Origin of the sequence: Angustibacter sp. McL0619, assembly GCF_049994355.1 — a bacterium.
In the GTDB taxonomy this organism is placed as follows: domain Bacteria; phylum Actinomycetota; class Actinomycetes; order Actinomycetales; family Angustibacteraceae; genus Angustibacter.
Genome location: NZ_CP188257.1, coordinates 3,694,382 through 3,714,852 on the forward strand (window position 1 = coordinate 3,694,382; position 20,471 = coordinate 3,714,852).

Below are 20,471 nucleotides of genomic sequence, written 5' to 3' on the forward strand. Positions count from 1 at the left end.
CGGGCGTGTCGCGGGCGTGGCTCAGGGCCCGTAGACCCGCGATCCCGTGGCGGCCCCGCCGAGCAGGTCGTTGCGCCAGAAGAAGCTGCTGGAGCGCGCGATGCCCGTCGTCGTCGAGTGGTTGCCGTCCCAGTCCCCCGGGACCGGCTGGTCACCCGCTCGGCCGAACGTCACCGTGCGATGGACCGCGGGGTGGGTGATCAGGTTCGACAGGTGCCAGACCCCGTTGCCGAACCAGCCCGGGGTGTCCATCCCGTTGCCGTCCCAGTCGCCGAGCATCGGCTTGCCCGAGCCCGGGAAGGGCGCGATCAGCGTCGGCTCGCCGGCAGTCGCCGTGGGGCGCATCCGCCAGACGCCGGCCCGGACCACACCGATGTTCGCGGCCGCTGCGGCCGTCCAGTGTCCGGCGATCGGCAGGTCGCCGGCCTGGCCGTAGGTGAACGTGGTCACCACGCCGGCCCCCGAGAGGGAGTTGCGGGTCTGCCACACGCCGTTGCGGAACACCCCGATGCCGTCCCGGTGCTCACTGTCGCCGTCCCAGTCGGCCACTACCGGGATGTCACCGGCCTGGCCGAGCTCGATCCGCCGCGTCGTGCCGTCCGGCCACCGCAGCGAGAAGACCCCGTCCTTGAACCAGCCGACGTCGTCGACGCCGTTGCCGTCCCAGTCACCGCTGATCGCGATGCCGTTGGAGGCCGGCGGCAGCGGGGTCTTGCGCACGATGGTGAAGCCGGGCGAGCGGACGCCGAGCAGCGACCGGGCGGCCATCCCCGTGTAGTTCTTGGTCACCGTGGCCCCGCTCTTCTTGCCGGTCACGGTCACGCCGGACAGCCGTGCCTCGGTCGCCGGATTGGCCAGGCTGACCGAGGTGACCGAGTCCATGCCGAAACGGCTCGCGAAGCTGGCGTTGCTGTAGCCGACCGTCCAGGCCCGCAGCGGGTTGCTGGACGCGAGGTCCCACTGCGAGTCGTCCACCGACACCAGGTAGGGGATCTTCGTGGTGCCGCCGAAGGAGTAGCGAACGTCCTCGCTGTGACCGCCGTGGCTGGAGGTGTACATGGCGTCGATCACCGACGACCCGTACATGATGATCCGGCCGGGGACGTTGTCCACCGCAGTACGCCAGTGGCCACCGGCCGCCGCGTCATCGCTCTCGTGTGTGTAACCCTGGTAGTTCTGGTCCTGCGTCGTCGCCCACACCGTGTAGGCGCCGGTGGCGGCGACGTAGCGCCGCACCAGGTAGGTACGCGCGGCGGTGGCCTGCGCGTAGAGCGCCTGCTGAGGCCAGCTCGACGGCACCTCGGCCAGGCCCCACAGGTACTTCTGCACCGCGTCGCCGGCCGAACTGGTCCGCAGTGCCTGCGTGCTGTCCAGCCCGGCGCTCGAGGTCAGGAACTGGGTCTCGTCCCAGCGCATCGTGCGGTCGGTCACCAGGCTCGTGCCGTCGTAGGAGCGAACCCGCACGATCCGGCCGTTCTGGTACGCACGAACGGTCTGCCCGGCGGCAGCGCTGAACACGTTGTGGTCGGCCGCGTCACGCACGAACTGGCTCGTGCCGCTGAGCACGACGGACCACGTGCTGCCCTTCGGCTGGGTAGCGGTCTTGCCATCGGGCCCGTACCACGGGATGTCGAGCGACACCGCGGTCAGCAGCACCTTGGACCCGCCACGCATCAGCTTGACGTCGACCTTGGTGGCGAGTGTCCTGGTCAGCACGGTGGTGCCCGGGTAGTAGGCGGCCAGGATCTCGCGGTAGGTGCAGCCGAGGGAGGCGGCGCCCTGGGCGCCGTACTGGCTCATCCCGACCGAGTGACCGAAGCCGTGCCCGCGGACCACCCAGTCGACGCCGCTGGGGTCTGGGGCGTTGGAGATCGAGCCGGTGCCCGGGGCGGGACAGGTCGCAGCGGACGCGGGTACGGCGCTCAGCACGGCCTGGACCGGGACGAGGAGCCCTAGGACGAGGACACCCGCCGCGATCGACCTCCCGCGCCGCGGCGCGTTGACCCGAATATCACTCGAACGGCGCATGACACCTCCTCGACCGGTACCGCTTCTACCTTGAGCCCAGCCCCGGCCACTCACAAGGCCAGGGCCGATCCGCGCGAGAACAGGATCGCCTTCTTCTCGACCGGCAGGTCCTGCCGGTCGAAGCCCTCCAGCAGCGGGCTCCACAGCTCGGCGATCTGCTGCTCGTCCTCGCGGATCGCGTCGTCCATCACGACCACCGCGCCGGCGGACAGCCGGTCGGCCAGCAGCGGCATGGCCGGGAAGCGAGCCAGCCCCCCGGTGGCCGCGGGCGGCCCGTCCACCAGGACGAGGTCCAGGTCGGAAAGGTCCTGCCAGCCGGACGGGTCATACCAGAGCCAGTTCTTCCCGTCGATCTCCTGCTCGGTGAGCGGGGCCAGCCGGATGTCGACGAGGTCGGCCAGCCCGTGCGTCACCAGCATCCCGCGGACCTTGTCGGCCCAGAACGGGTCGTGCTCGAGCGTGATGATGCGGGTCGACGCGCCCGTGCTGCGAAGCACGTGCGCCAGCCACACGGTGGACGACCCGCCACCGAGCTCGAGCACGGTTCGCGGTCTCCGCTGGCCGATCAGGTCGATCACGGCCAGCAGCAGGTCCGGCGAGATGGCCCAGTCGCGCAGCCCGGGCATCCGCTGGGTGGGCGGGAACCGGGCGTAGAGGTTGAGCAGACCCTCGACCTGCGCGAAGTCGTTGCGCCGGTCCCGGCGTCCGATCCGCTGGACCTCGCGGTCGGCGTGCCGGTCTGCCTTGCGGGTCTCGGCCCGCCGCTTCTCGGCCGCGGCCACGTGCTGGCGCAGCGCGCGCAGCTGCGCGTGCGCGGACGTGGACTCCGACATGTGCTTGCCGTTGGCCCGGCCCCCGAGCTCCATGGCCACCCGGCGCAGGCCGTCCAGCACGGCGTCCTCGCGGCGCAGCACCTGGCCTTGGCGGCGCCACAGCTCGAGCAGAACAGCCAGCCCGAGCGCCTGCAGCACCCCGATCAGCACGATCAGCTGCCGCCCCCGAAGCAGCACCAGAAGAACGACGGCGACGACGAGTACGACGAGCGGAAGGGCTCGTCGACGGACGTGCACCATGACGCCGCCGGCGCGCGACGCGGGACCGGAACTGGCCGGGGTCTCAGGCATGGGGGGAGTTTGACACAGGGTCGCCACGGCACCGGTCAGGCTGGCCCCAAAGGCCTGGCGTCATGGGCAGCCAGGACGGCCCGGTAGGTTTCGTCGGCGATCGCGGTCACCGCCGACCAGTCCCGTTCGCGCCGCACCCAGGCCAGCCCGGCCTCGCCGAGCTGGGCCCGCAGCTGCGGCGACTCGAGCAGCAGCCGCAGGATGCGCGCCAGGTCCTGCGCGTTCCCCTTCTCGAACACCAGCCCGGTCACGCCGTCCTCGATGATCTCGGTCAGCGCCGCGACGCTGGAGACCACCACGGCCTTGCCCATCGCGAGCGCCTCGAACGGCTTCATCGGCGAGATGAGCTCGCAGACCGGCAGCGGCAGCCGGGGGAACGGGGTGACGTCGACCAACGACAGGTAGCGCGACACCTGGTCGTGCGGCACCCGCCCGGTGAACGTCACCCGGTCCGCCAGACCCAGCTCGTCGGCCGCCGCCCGAACGGACGCCTCCTGTGGACCGTCGCCGACGACGAGCACCCGGAAGGCAACCTCCTGCTCGCGTAGCACCGCGACCGCGGCCATCAGCAGCTCCAGGCCCTCGTAGTCGACCAGGCTGCCCGCGTAGCCGATGACCGGGATGCCCTCGACACCAAGTTCGCGCTCGAGGTCGCGGTCCCGCTCGCGCGGCGCGAACTGGTCGGTGTGCACACCGTTGGGCAGCACGACGAGCTTGTCCTCGGCGACGCCGCGAGCGGCCATCTCGACCCGCAGCGCCTCGGTGATCACGAACACCGCGTCCGCCTCGTGGCAGACCTCGGTCTCGACGTGGTCCAGGAACTGGTAGCGGTCCGTACTGGCGAAGTCGGGGTCGCGCACGTTCTTCATGAGGTCCTCGAGGCCGCGCATCTCGTAGACGAACGGTAGGCCCAGCCGTCGGGCGGCCGACGCCGCGGCGAGGCCGGTGACGTAGAAGCTGGAGGCGTGCACCAGCCGGGCGCGGTGCCGGCGCGCGACCGTCTCGACGCCGTCCGCGAAGGTGCCGACGTAACGGGCCAGCGGGAACTGCGGGTAGGCCCGGACGCCGTCCTGCAGCAACCGGTGGTACCGGATCCCGTCGACGACGTCCGACTCGGGCACGGTGCGCGGATCGGCGCCCGGCCAGCGGTCGTAGGGGAAGCCGAGCCGGGTCACCGCCTCGACGTCCCAGCCGCGGGCGACCAGGCTGCTCAGTACGCCGTGCGTCCGGGTGGCGTACCCGCCGGAGCGGATCGGCAGCGACTGCGACAGCACGGACAGCACGGCGTCGGGTCGCGGCTCGTACGACGGGGCGGCGACCGGCGGCGGCTGCCAACGTTGCGCGACCACCTGAAGCTGGTCCTGCCCGTTCTCGACGACGGCGAGCGCGCCGCGGTGCCGGGCGTTGCGGGACAGGGCCTGCTCGGCGATGCTCACCGCAGCACGAGTGTGCCCGGCGCGCAGCGCGCGAGCGCCCCAGCGGGCCAGCTCTGCCGCGGTCAGCCCGGAGGCGGCCAGCGCCGCCGGCGGGCAGTCGGCCAGGCACTGCGACAGCTCGTCCCAGCGAGCCAGGCCGCCCAGGGCTCGGGCGGTCAGCCGCGGTCGCCGGCGGTCGGGAAGGGCGGCTACGGCCGCAGCAAAGGCCTCGGGACCGTCCGCGTGCCGGGCCATCAGCTGCCAGGTGTCCAGCTGGTCGTCGAGGGTGGCCAGCGGCTTGCGGAAGCCCGACGCGGCGAGCTGGGGTCGGTAGGCCCGCGCCAGGACGGCGTCCCCATGGTCGCGCAGCGCGCTGACCACCGCCTTCGCCTGGTCGTTGTCCGCGGGTGCCCGCGTCACGAGGTCGGACAGCACGCTGGCCCGCTCGCTTGCCGCGGCCGAGCCGGGCAGCAGCTTCAGGTGGAGCAGCGCCGCCGCCACGGAGCGCTCGTCCCCGGCCGCTGCACTCCCGCCGGCGCCGTTCACCTCGCGCACGGCGTCGAGCGCGGCGGCGCGGTCGCCGATCGCGTCCAGCGCCCGGGCGCGCACCAACGGGTCCGTCGAGGTCATCAGCGGCGCGGCGGCGCGGCGGGCCCCGGCGGCGTCACCCGCGCGGCCCGCACGCCCCGCGGCCTGCAGCCGGGCCTGCTCGACAGCACGGCGCATCGCGTTCGGACCCGCGACCGGGGCGTGCTCGGCGGCCCGGCGCAGCAAGGCGACCGTGGCCTGCCGGGCCCGACCGCCCAGGGAGGCGGCGGACCTAGACGTCGACGTGCTCACGAGGGTCTCCAAAGAAGGTCAGCAGGCCCGTGGGCGTCATGAACGTGTGGTCGGCGACGGTCCAGGTGTGTGCCGTCCGGTCCGTCCCGCGGATGCTCACGAAGTTGAACCGGTCGGCGCTGAACACCTTGGCACCCCGGTCCATCGCCCGGTCGAGGATGTCGCTGTCGACGGCGCGGGGGATGTCGCTGAACCGCACGCTGCGGACCAGGTCGGCCTCGAACAGCATCGAGCCGCCCTGCACCCGGCGCTCGTAGGTGTTCTCTGCGGTCGGGTGCCGCAGTACCACGGCACCGGTGGCGCGCAGCCACACATAGTGCGCCCACTTGCCGGCGATCTGCGCGTCGCTGTTGCGCAGTGCGCTGACCAGGTCGCCCAGATAGTGCGCGCCGTAGTGGTTGTCGTCGTCCATCTTGGCGACGTAGCGACCGTCCGAAGCCTCAACCCCGAGGTTCATGCAGGCACCCAGCGTCAGTGAGTGCTCCGCGTGCACCAGCACCAGGTTGCCCACTCCGGCGGCCTCGGCTCGCGCGCGTAGTGCCGGTTCGTCGACGTCCAGGCCGTGCAGCACCAGCACCAGCTGGACGCCGGCGTGCCGCTGGCGGCCCAGGTTGGCCAGGATGTTGTCGATCTCATGCTCGCGGTTGGTGGGCACGACGGCCGACACGCTCGTGTCGACGGCCTCGACCTGGCGCCCCACAGCCTGCAGCAAGGAGTCGACGCGATGGCGCAGCGTGTGCGCGCCCAGCACAGCCCGCTGCAGCTGCAGCCCCTCGCGGTCGCGCAGCTCGGGCTGGTTCACCCGAGCGCTCACCGCGCCGGCCAGGTCGTCAGGGTTGTCGACCACGCAGACCCGGTCGCGCAGCTCGTCCGGCAGCAGCCGGGCGTGCGCCGCGTCTGTGATCACGGCGGTCTGTGCGGCGCCCGCACGGAGCAGGCCCCAGCTCGAGGTCGGCTCGCCGCGGCCGGCGTCGAGCAGCACCCGGTAGCCGCGCGCCACGCCGGCCGCCGTACCGGGATCGACCGGCGCGGTGACCCGGCCGGCGAGCGGCTCGGGGACGTCCCGGGTCTTGCCGGCGGCGTCGCCGATCGGCCAGATGTCGACCGAGCGGATCAGCGACCGAGGCATCGTCGTCTCCAGGAGCGGGTCCGGAGCACGGCGCAGCGACCCGTTCGCGGCCGGCGGGTCCATCAGCACGCAGGCCGCAGGCACTCGCGCGTTGCCGCCGGCTCCAGGGTGGTTGAGCCGGGGCTGAACGGCGGGCAGCAGCAGCTCGACCTCGGCACCGCCGACCCGGGTGCGCCACTCCTCGAGGCGGCTGGGGGCGCTGACGAAGACCCGGGTCGCCAGCTCGAGCAGCGGCTTCAGCGCGGGCAGCGCCTCCGGGTCGAGCCCGTCACCAGTCGCCCACACCACGACCGGGACGTCCGCCTGGCGCGCGGCCTCGGCCAGCTGGGCCAGACCAGCGGCGACGCCGCGCGTCCACCCCGGGACGCCGCTGCGGGCCACCTCGACGAGGAGCAGGTCGGGCAGCGGCTGGGTCCACGCGCCCGGACGCGCCGGGTCGACCGGCGACGTCCGCACCTCCCACTTCAGCTCGACGGCGAGCCCGGCGCCCACCGCGGTCGCCAGGTGCACGTCCGGGCGGTCGGGGGCACCCGCGACTGCTTCGAGCGCGGCCTGGCGAACCTCCGCGAGCCGCTGCCGGCGGATGCTCAGCTGCTCGTTCGTCGAACGGCCGAGCAGCCGGAGCGCGACGGCGCGTGCTGTGCGCCGACCTTTCGACAGGACGCGGCGCACCAGTCCCCGCTCGGACATCCAGTGAGCTCCTCACGACGTTTGCGGGCCAACGGGGGCCATCGACCCCGGTCGGACAATTCGACGCTCAACCTACCCGGCGGTGCTCGCCGTCATCGCGTCGACCAAGGGGCCGTGCAGCCGGGACGCCAGCGACGCTACGTAGGTGGCCGTCAGGTGCGAACCCTGACGGAACACCAGCACGTGGCCGATCACCGGCGCGCACGCCTGTCGGGGGCAGATCGCGTCCGTCAGGTCGAGCAGCCTCGCCTCCGGGACCTTGGGCGCCGCCATCAGCTGCGGCGTGCCGCCACTGACGCGCAGACCGTCGGTCCGGTCGAAGGTGCACCTGGTGAGCTGGTTGGGGTTCTCGGCGACGCACTCGTCCATGTCCACCCCGGCAGGCGCCGGGTTGTCACGGATGACGACGACCTGGCTGCCGGCCGCGGCGACCCGCCTCCAGGCCCGCTGGAGGCCGCCGGCCATCGCCTCGACGGAGCGATTCGTGCGGCTGCCAGGAAGCAGCGCGACGCGCTTGCCACTCGAGGTGACCACGACGTCCGCCGGGTGGGCGGCGAGCGCCTGCTGGACCTTGCGGTTCCAGGTGCGGCACTGGTCGTAGACGCCATCATCGCTGGTGACGAGCGCGTCGGTGAACGCGCAGTCCGACTTGGTGTACGTGACGATCCGCCAGTGCTCCTGCCCGGCGATGGCCTGCAGCGCAGGCAGCCACTGCAGCGCCTTGGAGTCCCCGACCAGCGCGACGGTGCGGTCGCTGTTCTTGTCGCCGTACTCGCACATCTTGGGCGCAGTACCGGCGAACGTCTGCTGGCAGTCGTCGGCGTAGGCGACCGGGACGTCGTCCGCAGCCTGCAGCGGTCCGGGGGTCATCCAGTCGACGCGGTCGACCGCGATACCGGCCGGAGACGTCCGCGGATGGTCGCCGAGAGCCTCGGCACCGATCGCGGTCGCGGCCTTCGCCGTGCCGGGTTTGACCCCGACCTCGGGGACCGCGGCCCGCAGGCCGAAGCCGACCAGGATGCCGACGGCAGTGAACGCCGCGCCGACCGCGAGCGCGGTGCGCGGCTGCCGGGACAGTCGTGGCATGTAGCGGAACGGGTTCTCGACGAGCCGCAGGCTCAGGTACGCCGGCACGAACGACAGGGCGATGACGAACACGCCCTGCGCGACGGTGAGCCGGCCACCCCAGTGCTCGGTCGCGACCACGACGATCGGCCAGTGCCACAGGTACAACGAGTAGGAGAGCCCGCCGACCCAGACGAACGGGGTGGTGCCGAGCAGCGCCACCGGGCCGGCGCGGCCGGACGCCGGCCCACAGGCGATGACCAGTGCCGTACCGACCGTTGGCAGCAGTGCGAGCGCCCCGGGCCACGGGTAGCTGGTGTGGATCACGAGGGCGGACACGCCGATCAAGGCCAGGCCGGCCCAGCCGGACACGGCGGCGACCCTGGACGGCAGCCTGGCGAGGCTGGTTGCGGCGATCGCCACGGCGGCACCGACGGCCAGCTCCCACATCCGGGTGGTCGTGACGAAGAACGCGACGGACGGGTTGTGCGCGGTCTCGTAGACGGACCAGATGAACGAGGGGATGGCGATCACCGCGAGCCCCACCCACAACGGCCCGTTCGTGACCTGGCCGGCGCGGCGGCGGCGGAACCACAAGGCGGCCAGCAGCAGCAGCAGCGGCCAGACCAGGTAGTACTGCTCCTCCACCGCCAGGGACCAGAACTGTTGGACCGGCGAGACCGCCTGGTCCTCGTTCAGGTAGTTGACCGAGCCGGCAGCCAGCCGCCAGTTCACCACGTAGGCCGCGGCGGCCATGATGTCGCCACCGATGGACCGCCAGGAGATGCGGGGCAGGAAAGCGATGGTCATCAAGGCGGTGCCGGCGAGCACCACCGCGGTCGCCGGCAGCAGCCGCTTGGCCCGCCGCGCGTAGAACCGGGTCAGCGAGATCGTCCCGGACCGTCGCAGCTCGCGCAGCAACAGGCCGGTGATGAGGAAGCCGGAGATGACGAAGAACACATCGACGCCGACGAAGCCGCCGGGGACGTAGCTGATACCGGCGTGGTACAGCAGCACGGTGCCGATCGCGATGGTCCGCAGGCCCTCGACGTCTGGGCGGAAGCCCTCTCCCTTGCGGTCTTCCTGCACGTCTCGCGCCGCTGCTCCCGGGGCGGGAACGGTGCGCAGGTCGGTCACGGAACTCCTCGTGCAGGGCGATGTGCAGGGGCGATGTGCTGGGGCGGTGTCGCAGTGGGCAGGAAAGGGATCGCGGGGTGGAGTCCCGGGTGACGGACTCCGGCTTGGGCCGCGTCAGTCTACGACAACCGAGCACGAAGACCCGATTCGCGCAGATCGCCGAGGGGACGGACCGGACGGACCGTGAGGTAGCCTGTGGCCCGCCAATCCGTGGCGCCAGGAGTCAGGTCGACACCTCGCGAGCCGCCCGGAGACCACTCGCCAGGGACTGGAGCCATGGACCAACCGAGAGACCGCACGTCCTCCCGATCGGACTCCGGCACCCGTTCCGCCGCAGCCTGGCTGAAGGATCCGCGGGTTCGTGCGGTCGGCTGGGTGCTGGCTTTCGCGTGCGTCCTGGTAGGCGCTCTGGTGATGCTCTGGCCGGTGCTGATCGCACCCCTGGCCGCCGACCAGCGACACATGTACGCAGAGGCTCCCGGTCAGACGGCCGGGCACTGGACGCGGATGTTCACCATCCCGATCGGCGACATCAGATTTCGGCTGAACCAAGGCCGGTTCGCCCCACTCGCCTTCATCGTGCAGTGGGTGTCCTACACGGGTGTGACGCTGATGGCGATGGCCACCAGCACCTCGGTGGCGACCGTGCAGGCCGCCCAGAAGATCGTGCTGCTGATACTCAGCCTGGGCAGCGTGGTCGGCTTCGCGGCGGCCCTGCGCGGGCGCACCCCCGCCGGCACCCTGGTCCGGTTCGGCCGGGGCGCGCTCCTGCTCGTCGCCGCCGCGGTCACCGTGCTCGGCGCGGTCGGTACGCAGGCGCAGCTGCAGCCGGCCAACGGATGGACGACGTATGCGGTGCTCACCTACGGCGCGATCATCGTGGGGTTCGGGGTCCCGGCCCTCGCGCTGTGGCTGGCACGACGTCGGACGGTCGCACCGTCCCGCCTGCTGACAGTGCTCACCGTGCTCGTGCTCGGGCTCGTCGCGGCAGGGCTGAACAGCTCCTACGAGCTGTACTACGTCGCTGTGCCGGTCGCGGTGGTGACGCTCGCGCTCCAGCCTTTGGCGCCGGCAGCGGACCGCGCACGCGAGCGACGGGCCAAGCTCTTCGTCGGCGGCACTCTCACGGCGCTCTTCCTGGTCGCCCTCGTCGCGGTGCGCGCGGCCATCTCGTACGCCTGCGCTTCGGGTCCCTGCTACATCGGCACCTCGCCCAAAATAGACGCCGGGATCGTCAAGACGTGGCTGTACAACTTCGGGTCGAGCGTGCCGCTGTCCGGCCGCAGCGAGGTTCTGACCACCCTGAAGGCGGTGGGCCAGGACACGCTGCCAGGACCGTTCTCCTCACCTCTGGTGGTCTTCGCCTTCCTCGCGGCTGGCGGCCTGCTGCTGGTCCGGCTGCTGCTCGGACCGCTGGGCCTCGGCCGGATCGTCGCGCCCGGCACCGCTGGTGAGACTGCGGACGACGCCGCGGTGGACACCGCTGACGAGACCGCCGACGAGACGGTGGACGCACCAGCCGCTCGGAAGGCGCTGTCCGTGGCGGCCCTGCACGGGGCCATCGCGGCGCTGCTGATCGCCTTCGGCAGCGCGGCCATGATGTCGATCTCGAGGCAGGCGCAGGACGTCATCCTCTCGTTCGGCCACGTGTACCGACACACCGTCGTCACCTGGGTGGCGCTCGCAGCCACCGCGACGTTCGTCGCGCTGGCGATCGACCTTCGGGCGACCTGGCGCAAGTCGATCGTGCTGTGGTCCGCGGTCGCGCTGGTCGCGGCACTGGTGGGCGGCGCGGTGCTGCCGATCAACCTGGCGGCGACGCACGCGGCGTCCGTCGACCCCGGCACCCTTGCGGTGACCCGGATCTACGACGAGCTCGTCCTCGCCGACCCCTCCGACGCCGGCGAGCAGCGGCGCTGCGACGCCGTGCGCCAGGCCAGGAAGGGCCTCGCCGGCAAGGGCCCGACGTCCGGCAGGATGCTCAAGGGCCTGTACCAGATCTACCGGTACAAGTACGGCAAGCCGTTCTGTTCGTCGATCACGATCCGGGGGGCCTGAGCGCCGGCAGGTCCTCAGCCCCGGCGGTCAGCCGTCCAGCAGCCCGCGGCGCACGCAGTGCACGGTCTCGACCGCGCCGAACGGCCGTAGTCCAGCGCGGGCCCACGCCCGCTGCACGCGCACGTTGTGCGTCTGCGTGGAGATGATGGTGTCCGGCAGCCCGCGCGCGCCGGCCAGATCGGCGCACCCGGCGAGCAGGTGGCCGTAGCCACGCTGCCCTTGAGCGGCCGGGACCAGACCGGCCAGCAGGATCTCCAGGTGCCCCGACGGCTGCCCCACGGACTCCTCGCAGGTCGCCAGGCCGACCACCCGATCCTGCTCGAGCAGCAACAGGACGTCGTCCGGCTGGCGGGCTACGCACCCCCGCGCCCACTCCTGGTAACCCGCCAGCGCGTCCGCCGGGGCGAACAGGGGGTTGGCCAGGTAGTGGTTCCCGTAGCCCTCGAAACTCGCGGCCACCACGTCGTCGACCACGTCCTCGACGCGGTGGTCGGCGCCGTGGTCGACGCGGTGGTCGGCGCCGTCGTCCAGCGCGGCGGCGGACCGAATGCGCCAGCGGTCCGGCTCGGGGCGCAGAACCTCACTGCTGGGTGCCCCCCAGTACGTCAGCGACCCCGCGGGCAGCACGTCACGACCGCAGCCGGCGACCACGGCGGCCAGTGCCAGCCGGTCCGCCGGGTAGCGGACGACGAGCACGTCCTGCCCGGCCTCAGCCAGGACCTCGCGCAACTGCCCCGCACCGTCGGCGCCCGGGTCGCTCGCCGAGCCGACGGTGACCCTGGCGACGGAGACACCGAAGCGGCGGGACTCCGCCGGGCTGTCCGCGACCTCGACCCGATCGCCGGTCAGCGCCTGCCAGGCCAACGGTCAGCCTGCCGCGACGGGCGTCCGCGCGACGTAGGCGGTCACCGCGTCCAGCACCCGGTCGACGTCCGCCTGGGTCATCCCTGCGTACAGCGGCAGCCGGACCAGGCGCGCCGACAAGTCTGCGGTCACGTCGCACGGGCTCGGCGTACGACCGAAGCGCCGGCCCGCTGGGCTGCTGTCCAGCGGCACGTAGTGGAAGGTGCCGGTGATCGCCCGCTCGCGCAGGTGGGTCAGCAGCGCGGTCTGGTCCTCGTGCGTCGCCATGATCAGGTAGAACACGTGCGCCGGGTGCTGCGCGTCGTCCGGGACGTGCATCAGGCGGGCGCCGTTGGCGCTCGCCCAGCCGCCGAGCGACTGCTGGTAGGCGTCCCAGATCTCGTGCCGCAGCCGCTGCACGAGGTCGAACGACTCCAGCTGGCTGAGCAGTACAGCGCAGAGCAGGTCGCTCGGCAGGTAGCTGGAGCCGACGTCGTTCCAGGTGTACTTGTCGACCTGGCCGCGCAGGAACCGGGAACGGTCGGTTCCCTTCTCGCGCAACACCTCTGCGCGCTCAAAGAACGACGCGTCGTTCACCAGCAGCGCGCCGCCCTCACCACATTGCACGTTCTTGGTGGAGTGGAAGCTCTGGGTGGCCATCGCGCCGACCGTGCCAAGGGTGTACCCGCCGCGACGGGCGCCGAGCCCGTGCGCGTTGTCCTCCACGACGGCCAGGCCGTGCCGGTCGGCCAGCGCGAGTAGCGCCGGGATGTCGGCTCCGATCCCGCCGTAGTGGACGACGAAGACGGCCCGGGTCCGGTCGGTCACCGCCGCCTCGGCCGCCTGGACGTCCAGGTTGAGGGTCAGCGGGTCGATGTCGACGAACACCGGCGTGGCACCGCGGATCGCCACCGCACCCGCCGTCGAGGAGAAGGTGAAGCTGGGCACCAGCACCTCGTCACCGGGACCGAGATCGAGCAGCATCGCGGACATCTCAAGGGCATGCGTGCACGAGGTGGTCAGCAGTGCCCGCTCGGCACCGCTCACCTCGAGCAGCACGCGGGTCGCGGCCTTGGTCATCGGGCCGTCGCCCTGCAGGATCCCCGAGCGTAGGGAGTCCAGCAGGTACTCCTCCTCGCGAGGTGTGACGTAGGGGCGCGTGAAGGGGATGAAGGCTTGACTCACCCCACGAGAATGCCACATCACCAGCCCGTACCATCAGAGCGTGACAGAGCGAGGGCCGGACGTGCTGGACCACTTGGCCCGCATTCGTCTGGGCCCGCTCGGACGGCCGCTGGCTGGTCTGCTGAGCACCTCACAGGGCAGGTACCTCGTCGTCGCCGGCAGCGTCCAGCTGGGGTACCTCGTGCTGCTCGCGGCTCTGCTGTCCACCGGAATCTGGTACATGGCAGCCATCGCCATGGCCCAGGTGGTGGCCATCAGCGTCGCTTTCCCCACCTACCGCCGGCTGGTGTATCGCTCGACCGGCCCGTGGCGGTCCGAGATCGGCCGGTTCGTGTCGGTATGGGCCGGCGGCGCCACCGCGGGTTTCGTGGTGACGCCGTTGCTGGTCGAGCTGACGCCGATCCCACCGCTGGCCGCCCAGGTGATCGCCGTCGTCGTGGTGGCGTGCGGGAGCTACCTGGGCCACCATTACGTCTCGTTCCGGCACCACCACGCTGATCGGAAGGCAGACGCGGGTCCCGAAGGACCGGCCGGTCTCAGGGAAGGCTGACCGTCGAGTGGTCGCCGAGCATCAGGCGCTGCGCACGCGGCACCTGCTCGGACCGGACCACGGTCACCGACTTGCCGAGCAGCGAGTCCTCGATCCGGCCGGCACCGGTGATGACGCAGTCCTCCAGGATGATCGAGTGCTCCAGCTCGGTCCCGGTGATCGTGCAGCCGTGGTAGATCGAGGTGAACGGCCCGACGTAGGAGTCCTCGAGGTGCGTGCCACGACCGATGATCGCCGGGCCGCGCACGGTGCTCCGGACGATGGTCGCGCCCTCCTCGATCACCACCCGGCCGACCAGCTGGCTCTCCGCGTCGACGTCGCCGCGCACGTCCGGCGCGATCCCCTCAAGCACCCGGCGGTTGCACTCGAGCATGTCCTCCAGACGGCCGGTGTCCTTCCAGTAGCCGGTCACCAGATGGCTGCGCACGTCGAGGTCCTGCGCGATCAACCACGCGATGGCGTCGGTGATCTCCAGCTCGCCACGGGCTGACGGCTCGATCGCCCGCACCGCGTCGTGCACGACGGACCGGAACAGGTAGACCCCGACGACGGCGAGATTGCTGGGTGGGTTCGCCGGCTTCTCGACCATCTGGACGACCGATCCCGCCTCGTCCAGCACCGCGACCCCGTAGAACTGCGGCTCGGCCACCTCGGTGAGCAGGATCTGCGCCGCAGCCGTCGAGGACTCGAACTCGGCGACGAAGTCGCTGACCCCACCGAGCAGGAAGTTGTCGCCGAGGAACATGCAGAAGTCGTCGTCGCCCAGGAAGTCGCGCGCGATCAGCACCGCGTGCGCGAGGCCGAGCGGGGCGTCCTGCGGGATGTAGGTGACCTGGATTCCGAGCTCGCTGCCGTCCCCTACGGCCGCCATCACCTCGGCGCGGGTGTCGCCGACGATGATGCCGATGTCGGTGATCCCGGCGTCGCGCAGCTGCTCGAGCCCGTAGAACAGGACCGGCTTGTTGGCGACCGGGATCAGCTGCTTGGCCGAGGTGTGGGTGATGGGTCTCAGACGTGTCCCCGACCCGCCGGCCAGCACCAATGCCTTCATGCAGTGCATCCTAGGGGCATGAAACTGTCCGTCGTGATCCCGTGCTACCGCTCGCGGGACACCCTGCGCCCACTGGTCACTCGGCTGCACGACGTGCTCGCGACAGCGGTCGAGGACTACGAGGTGATCCTCGTGGTGGACGGCAGCCCCGACGACACGTACGCCGTCGCGCACACCCTCGAGCTCGAGTCCACCCACGTGCGAGCCGTGCTGCTGCGGCGCAACTACGGCCAGCACAACGCCTTGCTGGCCGGCATCCTGCGCGCGCACCACGAGGTCATCGTGACGATGGACGACGACCTGCAGCACCGTCCGGAGGAGCTGCCCGTACTGCTGGAGCCGTTGTCCAACCCGCTGGTCGACCTCGTGTACGGCGTCCCGACGGTGGAGGAGCACGGCTTCGCCCGGTCGATCGCGTCACGGAGCGTGAAGGCCGCGCTGGCCGCGTCCGGGGTGGACAACGCTCGCGACGTCAGCGCGCTGCGCGCGTTCCGGACCGACCTGCGCGAAGGCTTCTCCAACGTCAACGACCCGTTCGCCTCGGTCGACGTCCTGCTGTCCTGGACCACCACCGGGGTGCGCCGCCAGTCGGTGCAGATGGACCGCCGCGAGGTCGGCCGCTCGGCGTACAGCCTGCGCAAGCTGGTCCGGCACGCGGTCACGATGGTGACCGGATACAGCGCCCTGCCGCTCAAGCTGGTGACCTATCTCGGCGCCCTCTGCGGCCTGCTCGGTCTGCTGCTGTTGGGATTCGTGCTCTACCGCTTCGCCTCGGGTGGGACGACGGTGGCCGGGTTCACCACGCTGGCCTCGATGATCGCGCTGTTCTCGGGCGCACAGATGGTCTCCATCGGCATCCTCGGTGAGTACGTCGGCCGGATGCATTTCCGGGGGATGCAGCGACCCACCTTCGTCGTCCGGGTGGACGGCGCGGACGACGGGCCGCGAGCGGGCGTGCCCTCCGAGCTGCCGGCCGGCAGGGCTCAGCACCAGTCGCCGGACAACGTGGCGGCCGCGATGAAGAAGGCGTGAGAACGGCAGCTCAACTGGGCGAAGTCGTCGTCATCGCAGAGCTCTCAGGAGCAGGCGCTCGAGCTCGCCAGACATGCTGCGCACGAAGGTCGCGGTCAGGTGCGAACCCTTGCGGTAGACCAGCAGGTCGCCGATCACGGGCTGGCACGGGGACGCCGGGCACAGCTGCGGCGTCAGGTCGATCATCGTCGCCCGTGGCTGCTGGCTGAGAGCCAGCAGCTGGGCCTGCCCACCGCTTCGGCGCAGCCCGGTGGCGCGCGGGAAGCTGCAGTCGCGGACGTCGGCGCGGTGCTGGGCGACACAGGACGGCACGTCCAGGCCGGGGTCGGGAGTGTCCCGCAGCACGACCACCGTGCTGCCGGACCGGGCCAAGGCTCCCCACGCCGCGCGCAAACCAGGGGCGAGCGCGAGCGAGCCGCCGGGGCTGGCGGCCGTCCGCATCACGCTGCGCTTGCCGTTCGACGTCACCACGACCTCCGGCGGGTCGTGCGCCAGCCGCGCGGCCAGCCGGCTGTTCCAGGTGCGGCAAGTCGTGTACGGCGCCCCGTTCAGCAACGTCGTGACCCCGCGGACGAACGCGCACGCCGACTTGGTGTACGACTCGATCCGCCAGTTCTGGCGGCGAGCCACCTCCTGCAGCGCCGGTAGCCACTGCAGTGCCTTGGAGTCGCCGACCAGCGCCACCGTGATGCGCGCCCGGGGGTTGCCGTACACGCACCGCACAGGGGTCGTTCCCGGCGGCAGCACCTGGCAGCCGTCGGCGTAGGCCCGCGGCACGTCGTCGTCCGCCGCCGCCGGCGCCGGGACGATCCGGCCGGGTGAAGGGTCGAACCGCGAGGACCGCACCCGGGCCACCAGGACCTCGCCGCCGGTCGGGCGCGGCTCGGGTCGGGCCGTGGGCGGCGCGGACGGCGTGCCAGGCGTGGGCGCGGCGCCGGCCGGCGTCCCCGCACCCTGTGCCACGTCCCGGTCCAGGCCGGGGGCGCCGTCGAAGAGTCCTCCAGCCAGCGCTACCCCCAGGACGAGGACAGCAATGGCCAGCACCACCGCGAGCGCCGGCCCGGGCAGCCGGTCACGCCGACGGACCGGCCGCTGATGCGCGTCGTGCGGCGCACCGTCCGGCCGTCCCGTCGCCTCGTCCTGGTACGGCACGCCTCAGCACGCTACGCACGATCGCACGGGGGCGCACGGGTGGGCCGCTCGGGGGCGCGCCGGGGGCGCCGTCACACGCGGGCGTGCGTCGTGGGGTCGCCGTAGAAGAGCAGCTCGGCCTGCCCGGCCAGCAGCTGCTCCTCCGGGATCGTCCAGGTGTGGCTGGCCGGGTCGGGTCGGCGCACCGAGACGAAGTTGAACCGGTCCGCGCTGAAGACGGTGCCACCGCCGGCGTGCACCTTGTCGAGGAACGTCGTGTCGACCCGCCGAGGCAGATCCTCGAAGCGGAGCCGTGCCGCGGTCTCGCGGCGGGTCAGGATCGTGCCGCCCTGCACGAGCTGGGTGTACCGGTGCTCGGCGTGCGGGAAGCGCAGGAGAGTCGCATTCGACCCCTCGAGATGGACCAGGTGGGCCCACTTGCCGACCACCTCGGCGTCCGTGAACGAGAACGCACGGACCAGGTCGCTCAGGTAGTGCTCGAGGTAGAGGTTGTCGTCGTCCATCTTGGCGACGAAGGTCCCGTCGGCCGCGTCCACTCCGAGGTTCATGCAGGCACCGAGGGTGAGGGCGGCGTCCGCCTCGAGCGCGACGTAGTCGCGCACCCCGTGCTCGTGCGCCAGCCGGGCGAGCTCGTCGTCCGCGGTCGCGAAACCGTGCTGCACCAGGACGAGCTGGACGTCCGGGTGCACCTGACGCCCGATGAACGACATGACGTTCTCGAGCTGCTGCGGGCGGTTGGTCGCCACCACGGCGCTGATCGGCGCGCGCGGCGTCGTCCGGGTCAGGCCCCCGGCGTCCTGCAGGCCGACGGCGCGCAGTACGTCGTCGACCCGGTGGGTGTACAGGTGCTCGTCGAAGACGCGCCGGTGGGCGCGCAGCCCGACCCGGTCCCGCAGCTCGCGGTGCCGCACCAGCGCGGTCATCTCCTGGCGCGCCTGGTCGGCGTCCTGCACCACCCGGATCGTGTCGCCGAAGAACGGCTGGACGGAGGCTGCGGGGGCGGACACCACGGCGGTCTGCGCCGCGGACAGCTCGAACAGCCGGCGCGAGCACATCGTCGGCGACCCGGTGACCGAGTTCACGTTGATGAACACCTTGTACGACGAGTAGGCGCCGACCATCTGGTCGTAGTCGAGGCTGCCGACGACGAACGGCACGAGGTCCTTGGGGAACCGGTAGCGCGGGTCGTCGCTCTGCAGCCTGGAGTAGATGTGCAGCCCCAGCTCGCTGGCCGGACGCAGGAGGTAGTCCATCTGCTCGCGCCGCTCGGCGTGTTTCTCGGCGAAGTACGTACCGGCGAAAGCCAGCTCGCGCACCCGGCCGGCGCCGCGCTCCACCGGGTTGTGGATCCGCGGCTGCGCGGCGAAGGCCAGCAGCGCGACCCGCTCGTGCCCCAGGTCCCGGTGGTAGTCCGGGATCCGCTCGGCGTCCACCGTGAAGACCTGGTCGAACAGCTTCGCGGTCTCGATGAACACGTCGTAGTTCGGCGGGTCCTCCTTGTTCCAGAAGACCGTGGGGATGCCGTTGGTCTGGCACCAGGAGACCAGCGCGCGCAGCTCCTCGCTGGGCCGGCCGTCTCGGGTCATGTGCAGCCGCCAGCGCCCGTCGTTGCCGTTCCACGCCGACTCCACGAACAGCAGGTCGGGCCGACGCTGTGGCAGGACCTGGCGCCAGTCGTCCGGTCCGAACGTGAGCTGGTCCCACTCGTAGCGAAGGCACAGCTCGGAGAAGGTGTCCAGGATCGTCGCGACCACCAGGCCGGGACGGGCGACGGGACCGTCGGGCAGCTCGACCCGCGGGGGCTTGCCCAGCTCGCGCGGGTGCACCGTCCGCTCCGGCGGGTCCACCAGCGCCTTGGCGAGGTCGCGCGGCAGTGCCCGACGCCGGTTCGGCTGCCGGACCGCCGTGCGCACCACCCGGGCCGCGACGCCGAGCCGGGACTGGCGCGGGACGGCCAGCTGGGCCTCGAGCTCGGCGATCCGCTGGCGCAGCAGATCGTTCTCGAGGGAGCCCTCGCTCACCCGAGCTCCCGCGCGATGACCTCCGCGATCCGGGGGCCGGCCTTGCCGTCCCACAGCGGCGGCACCGGCCACGTCGAAGCCCGCCCGGCATCCAGCACACCCTTCACGGCCACCGCCAGGCCCTCGCGGGTCACCAGCTGGTTGGTGCCGTGCGTGATGGTGACCGGGCGCTCGGTGTTGGGGCGCAGCGTCAGGCACGGCACTCCGAGGATCGTGGTCTCCTCCTGGACGCCGCCGGAGTCGGTGACCACGGCGTCCGCGCCGCGCACCAGGCCCATGAACTCCACGTAGCCGAGCGGGTCGACCACGTTGATCCCGGGGTGCTCGAACAGGCCGGCCGCCTCCAGGCTGGCGCGGCCGCGCGGGTGCAGCGGCAGCACGATCTGGACCTGGTCGGCGACGGCGTGCAGTGCTGTGGTCAGGTTCGAGGCGTCCGCCGGGTCGTCGACGTTCGCCGGCCGGTGCAGGGTGGCCACCGCATAGCGGCCCTCGAGGTCGTGCGCGGCCCGCGCAGCCGCTGCGTCGAACCGGTCGAGGTTGGCCAGCAAGGTGTCGATCATCGGGTTGCCGACGAGGTGGATCGCGTCCGGGTCGACGCCCTCGCGGGCCAGGTGGGCGATGGCGTCCGGGCTGGTCGCGAAGAGCAGCGATGCGAGCCGGTCGGTCACCATCCGGTTGATCTCCTCCGGCATGGTCAGGTCGAAGCTGCGCAGCCCGGCCTCGACGTGCGCCGAGCGCACACCGATCTTGGCGCCGACCAGGGCCGCGGCCACCGTGGAGTTGACGTCTCCGTAGACCACGACCAGCTGCGGGCGCTCGGCCAGCATGAGGTCCTCGAGGCCGGTCATGATGGCCGCGGTCTGGCGGGCGTGCGAGCCCGATCCCACCCCGAGGTTGATGTCCGGCTCCGGCAGGCCGAGCTGGTGGAAGAAGACGTCGGACATCTTCTCGTCGTAGTGCTGACCGGTGTGCACGAGCTGCTGCTGCACGCCGAGCGCATCCAGCGCCCGGATCACGGGTGCGGCCTTGGGGAAGTTCGGGCGGGCACCGGTCACGTGCAGGACGTCGGCGGGCATGCGGGCCTTTCAGCGGGACTGGAACGGTCGGGGAAGCAACAAACCTGGCGGCTATCATGACAGACGTCCCGTGCC

Annotated in this window: 14 protein-coding genes; 3 read left to right on the forward strand and 11 right to left on the reverse strand. The window is 71.8% G+C overall.

All coding sequences use genetic code 11. The annotated features are described in order from the left end of the window. Window positions 1-21: 21 nt before the first annotated feature. The 5 genes from ACPPVT_RS17120 to ACPPVT_RS17140 form a co-directional block, all read right to left on the reverse strand. Entirely contained in the window at window positions 22-2,028 is a 2,007-nt protein-coding gene (locus tag ACPPVT_RS17120) for a SpoIID/LytB domain-containing protein (protein ID WP_426562350.1), read from the reverse strand. A gap of 50 nt (window positions 2,029-2,078) precedes the next feature. Continuing rightward, the gene (locus ACPPVT_RS17125; protein ID WP_426562352.1) at window positions 2,079-3,152 is read right to left on the reverse strand and encodes an O-methyltransferase; all 1,074 of its coding nucleotides are present in this window, start codon (window positions 3,150-3,152) and stop codon (window positions 2,079-2,081) included. Between the two features lie 35 nt (window positions 3,153-3,187). Continuing rightward, on the reverse strand, window positions 3,188-5,407 hold the full coding sequence (locus ACPPVT_RS17130) for a glycosyltransferase family 4 protein (RefSeq protein WP_426562354.1): 2,220 nt from the start codon (window positions 5,405-5,407) through the stop codon (window positions 3,188-3,190). Next, window positions 5,388-7,226 carry a glycosyltransferase gene (locus ACPPVT_RS17135; RefSeq protein ID WP_426562356.1) on the reverse strand — a complete coding sequence of 613 codons (1,839 nt, stop codon included), beginning with the start codon at window positions 7,224-7,226 and terminating at the stop codon, window positions 5,388-5,390. Before ACPPVT_RS17135 ends, ACPPVT_RS17130 begins: the two co-directional genes overlap by 20 nt. 72 nt (window positions 7,227-7,298) lie before the next feature. After that, window positions 7,299-9,428: an acyltransferase family protein gene (locus tag ACPPVT_RS17140; RefSeq protein ID WP_426562358.1), complete on the reverse strand. Its 2,130-nt coding sequence runs from the start codon at window positions 9,426-9,428 to the stop codon at window positions 7,299-7,301. A gap of 276 nt (window positions 9,429-9,704) precedes the next feature. On the opposite strand from ACPPVT_RS17140, the gene ACPPVT_RS17145 reads away from it, so the two are divergent. Further along, window positions 9,705-11,486 carry a hypothetical protein gene (locus ACPPVT_RS17145; RefSeq protein WP_426562360.1) on the forward strand — a complete coding sequence of 594 codons (1,782 nt, stop codon included), beginning with the start codon at window positions 9,705-9,707 and terminating at the stop codon, window positions 11,484-11,486. A 27-nt stretch (window positions 11,487-11,513) separates the two neighbouring features. Here the strand turns inward: ACPPVT_RS17145 and ACPPVT_RS17150 are convergent, their stop codons facing one another. Then, window positions 11,514-12,350 carry an N-acetyltransferase gene (locus tag ACPPVT_RS17150; protein ID WP_426562362.1) on the reverse strand — a complete coding sequence of 279 codons (837 nt, stop codon included), beginning with the start codon at window positions 12,348-12,350 and terminating at the stop codon, window positions 11,514-11,516. A 3-nt stretch (window positions 12,351-12,353) separates the two neighbouring features. Further along, window positions 12,354-13,514, reverse strand: coding sequence for a dTDP-4-amino-4,6-dideoxygalactose transaminase (gene rffA, locus ACPPVT_RS17155; RefSeq protein WP_426562364.1), 1,161 nt, complete (start codon window positions 13,512-13,514; stop codon window positions 12,354-12,356). Window positions 13,515-13,554: 40 nt separating this feature from the next. Here rffA and ACPPVT_RS17160 point away from each other — a divergent pair, with 40 nt between their 5' ends. Then, window positions 13,555-14,064 carry a GtrA family protein gene (locus ACPPVT_RS17160; protein ID WP_426562366.1) on the forward strand — a complete coding sequence of 170 codons (510 nt, stop codon included), beginning with the start codon at window positions 13,555-13,557 and terminating at the stop codon, window positions 14,062-14,064. Here ACPPVT_RS17160 and ACPPVT_RS17165 read toward each other — a convergent pair. Continuing rightward, window positions 14,051-15,115 carry a glucose-1-phosphate thymidylyltransferase gene (locus ACPPVT_RS17165; protein WP_426562367.1) on the reverse strand — a complete coding sequence of 355 codons (1,065 nt, stop codon included), beginning with the start codon at window positions 15,113-15,115 and terminating at the stop codon, window positions 14,051-14,053. The two genes, ACPPVT_RS17160 and ACPPVT_RS17165, sit on opposite strands and share 14 nt — an antisense overlap. An 18-nt stretch (window positions 15,116-15,133) precedes the next feature. On the opposite strand from ACPPVT_RS17165, the gene ACPPVT_RS17170 reads away from it, so the two are divergent. Next, on the forward strand, window positions 15,134-16,147 hold the full coding sequence (locus tag ACPPVT_RS17170; protein ID WP_426562369.1) for a glycosyltransferase family 2 protein: 1,014 nt from the start codon (window positions 15,134-15,136) through the stop codon (window positions 16,145-16,147). Between the two features lie 30 nt (window positions 16,148-16,177). On the opposite strand, the gene ACPPVT_RS17175 is transcribed toward ACPPVT_RS17170, so the two are convergent. From ACPPVT_RS17175 to wecB, 3 genes are all read right to left on the reverse strand, one after another. After that, window positions 16,178-17,299, reverse strand: coding sequence for an SGNH hydrolase domain-containing protein (locus ACPPVT_RS17175; RefSeq protein WP_426562371.1), 1,122 nt, complete (start codon window positions 17,297-17,299; stop codon window positions 16,178-16,180). A 71-nt stretch (window positions 17,300-17,370) separates the two neighbouring features. Next, a complete protein-coding gene (locus ACPPVT_RS17180) occupies window positions 17,371-19,320 on the reverse strand; it encodes a glycosyltransferase family protein (protein ID WP_426562373.1) in 1,950 nt (649 codons plus the stop codon). After that, on the reverse strand, window positions 19,317-20,396 hold the full coding sequence (gene wecB, locus ACPPVT_RS17185; protein ID WP_426562375.1) for a non-hydrolyzing UDP-N-acetylglucosamine 2-epimerase: 1,080 nt from the start codon (window positions 20,394-20,396) through the stop codon (window positions 19,317-19,319). The genes ACPPVT_RS17180 and wecB overlap by 4 nt, the downstream gene beginning before the upstream one ends. Between the last annotated feature and the right edge of the window lie 75 nt (window positions 20,397-20,471).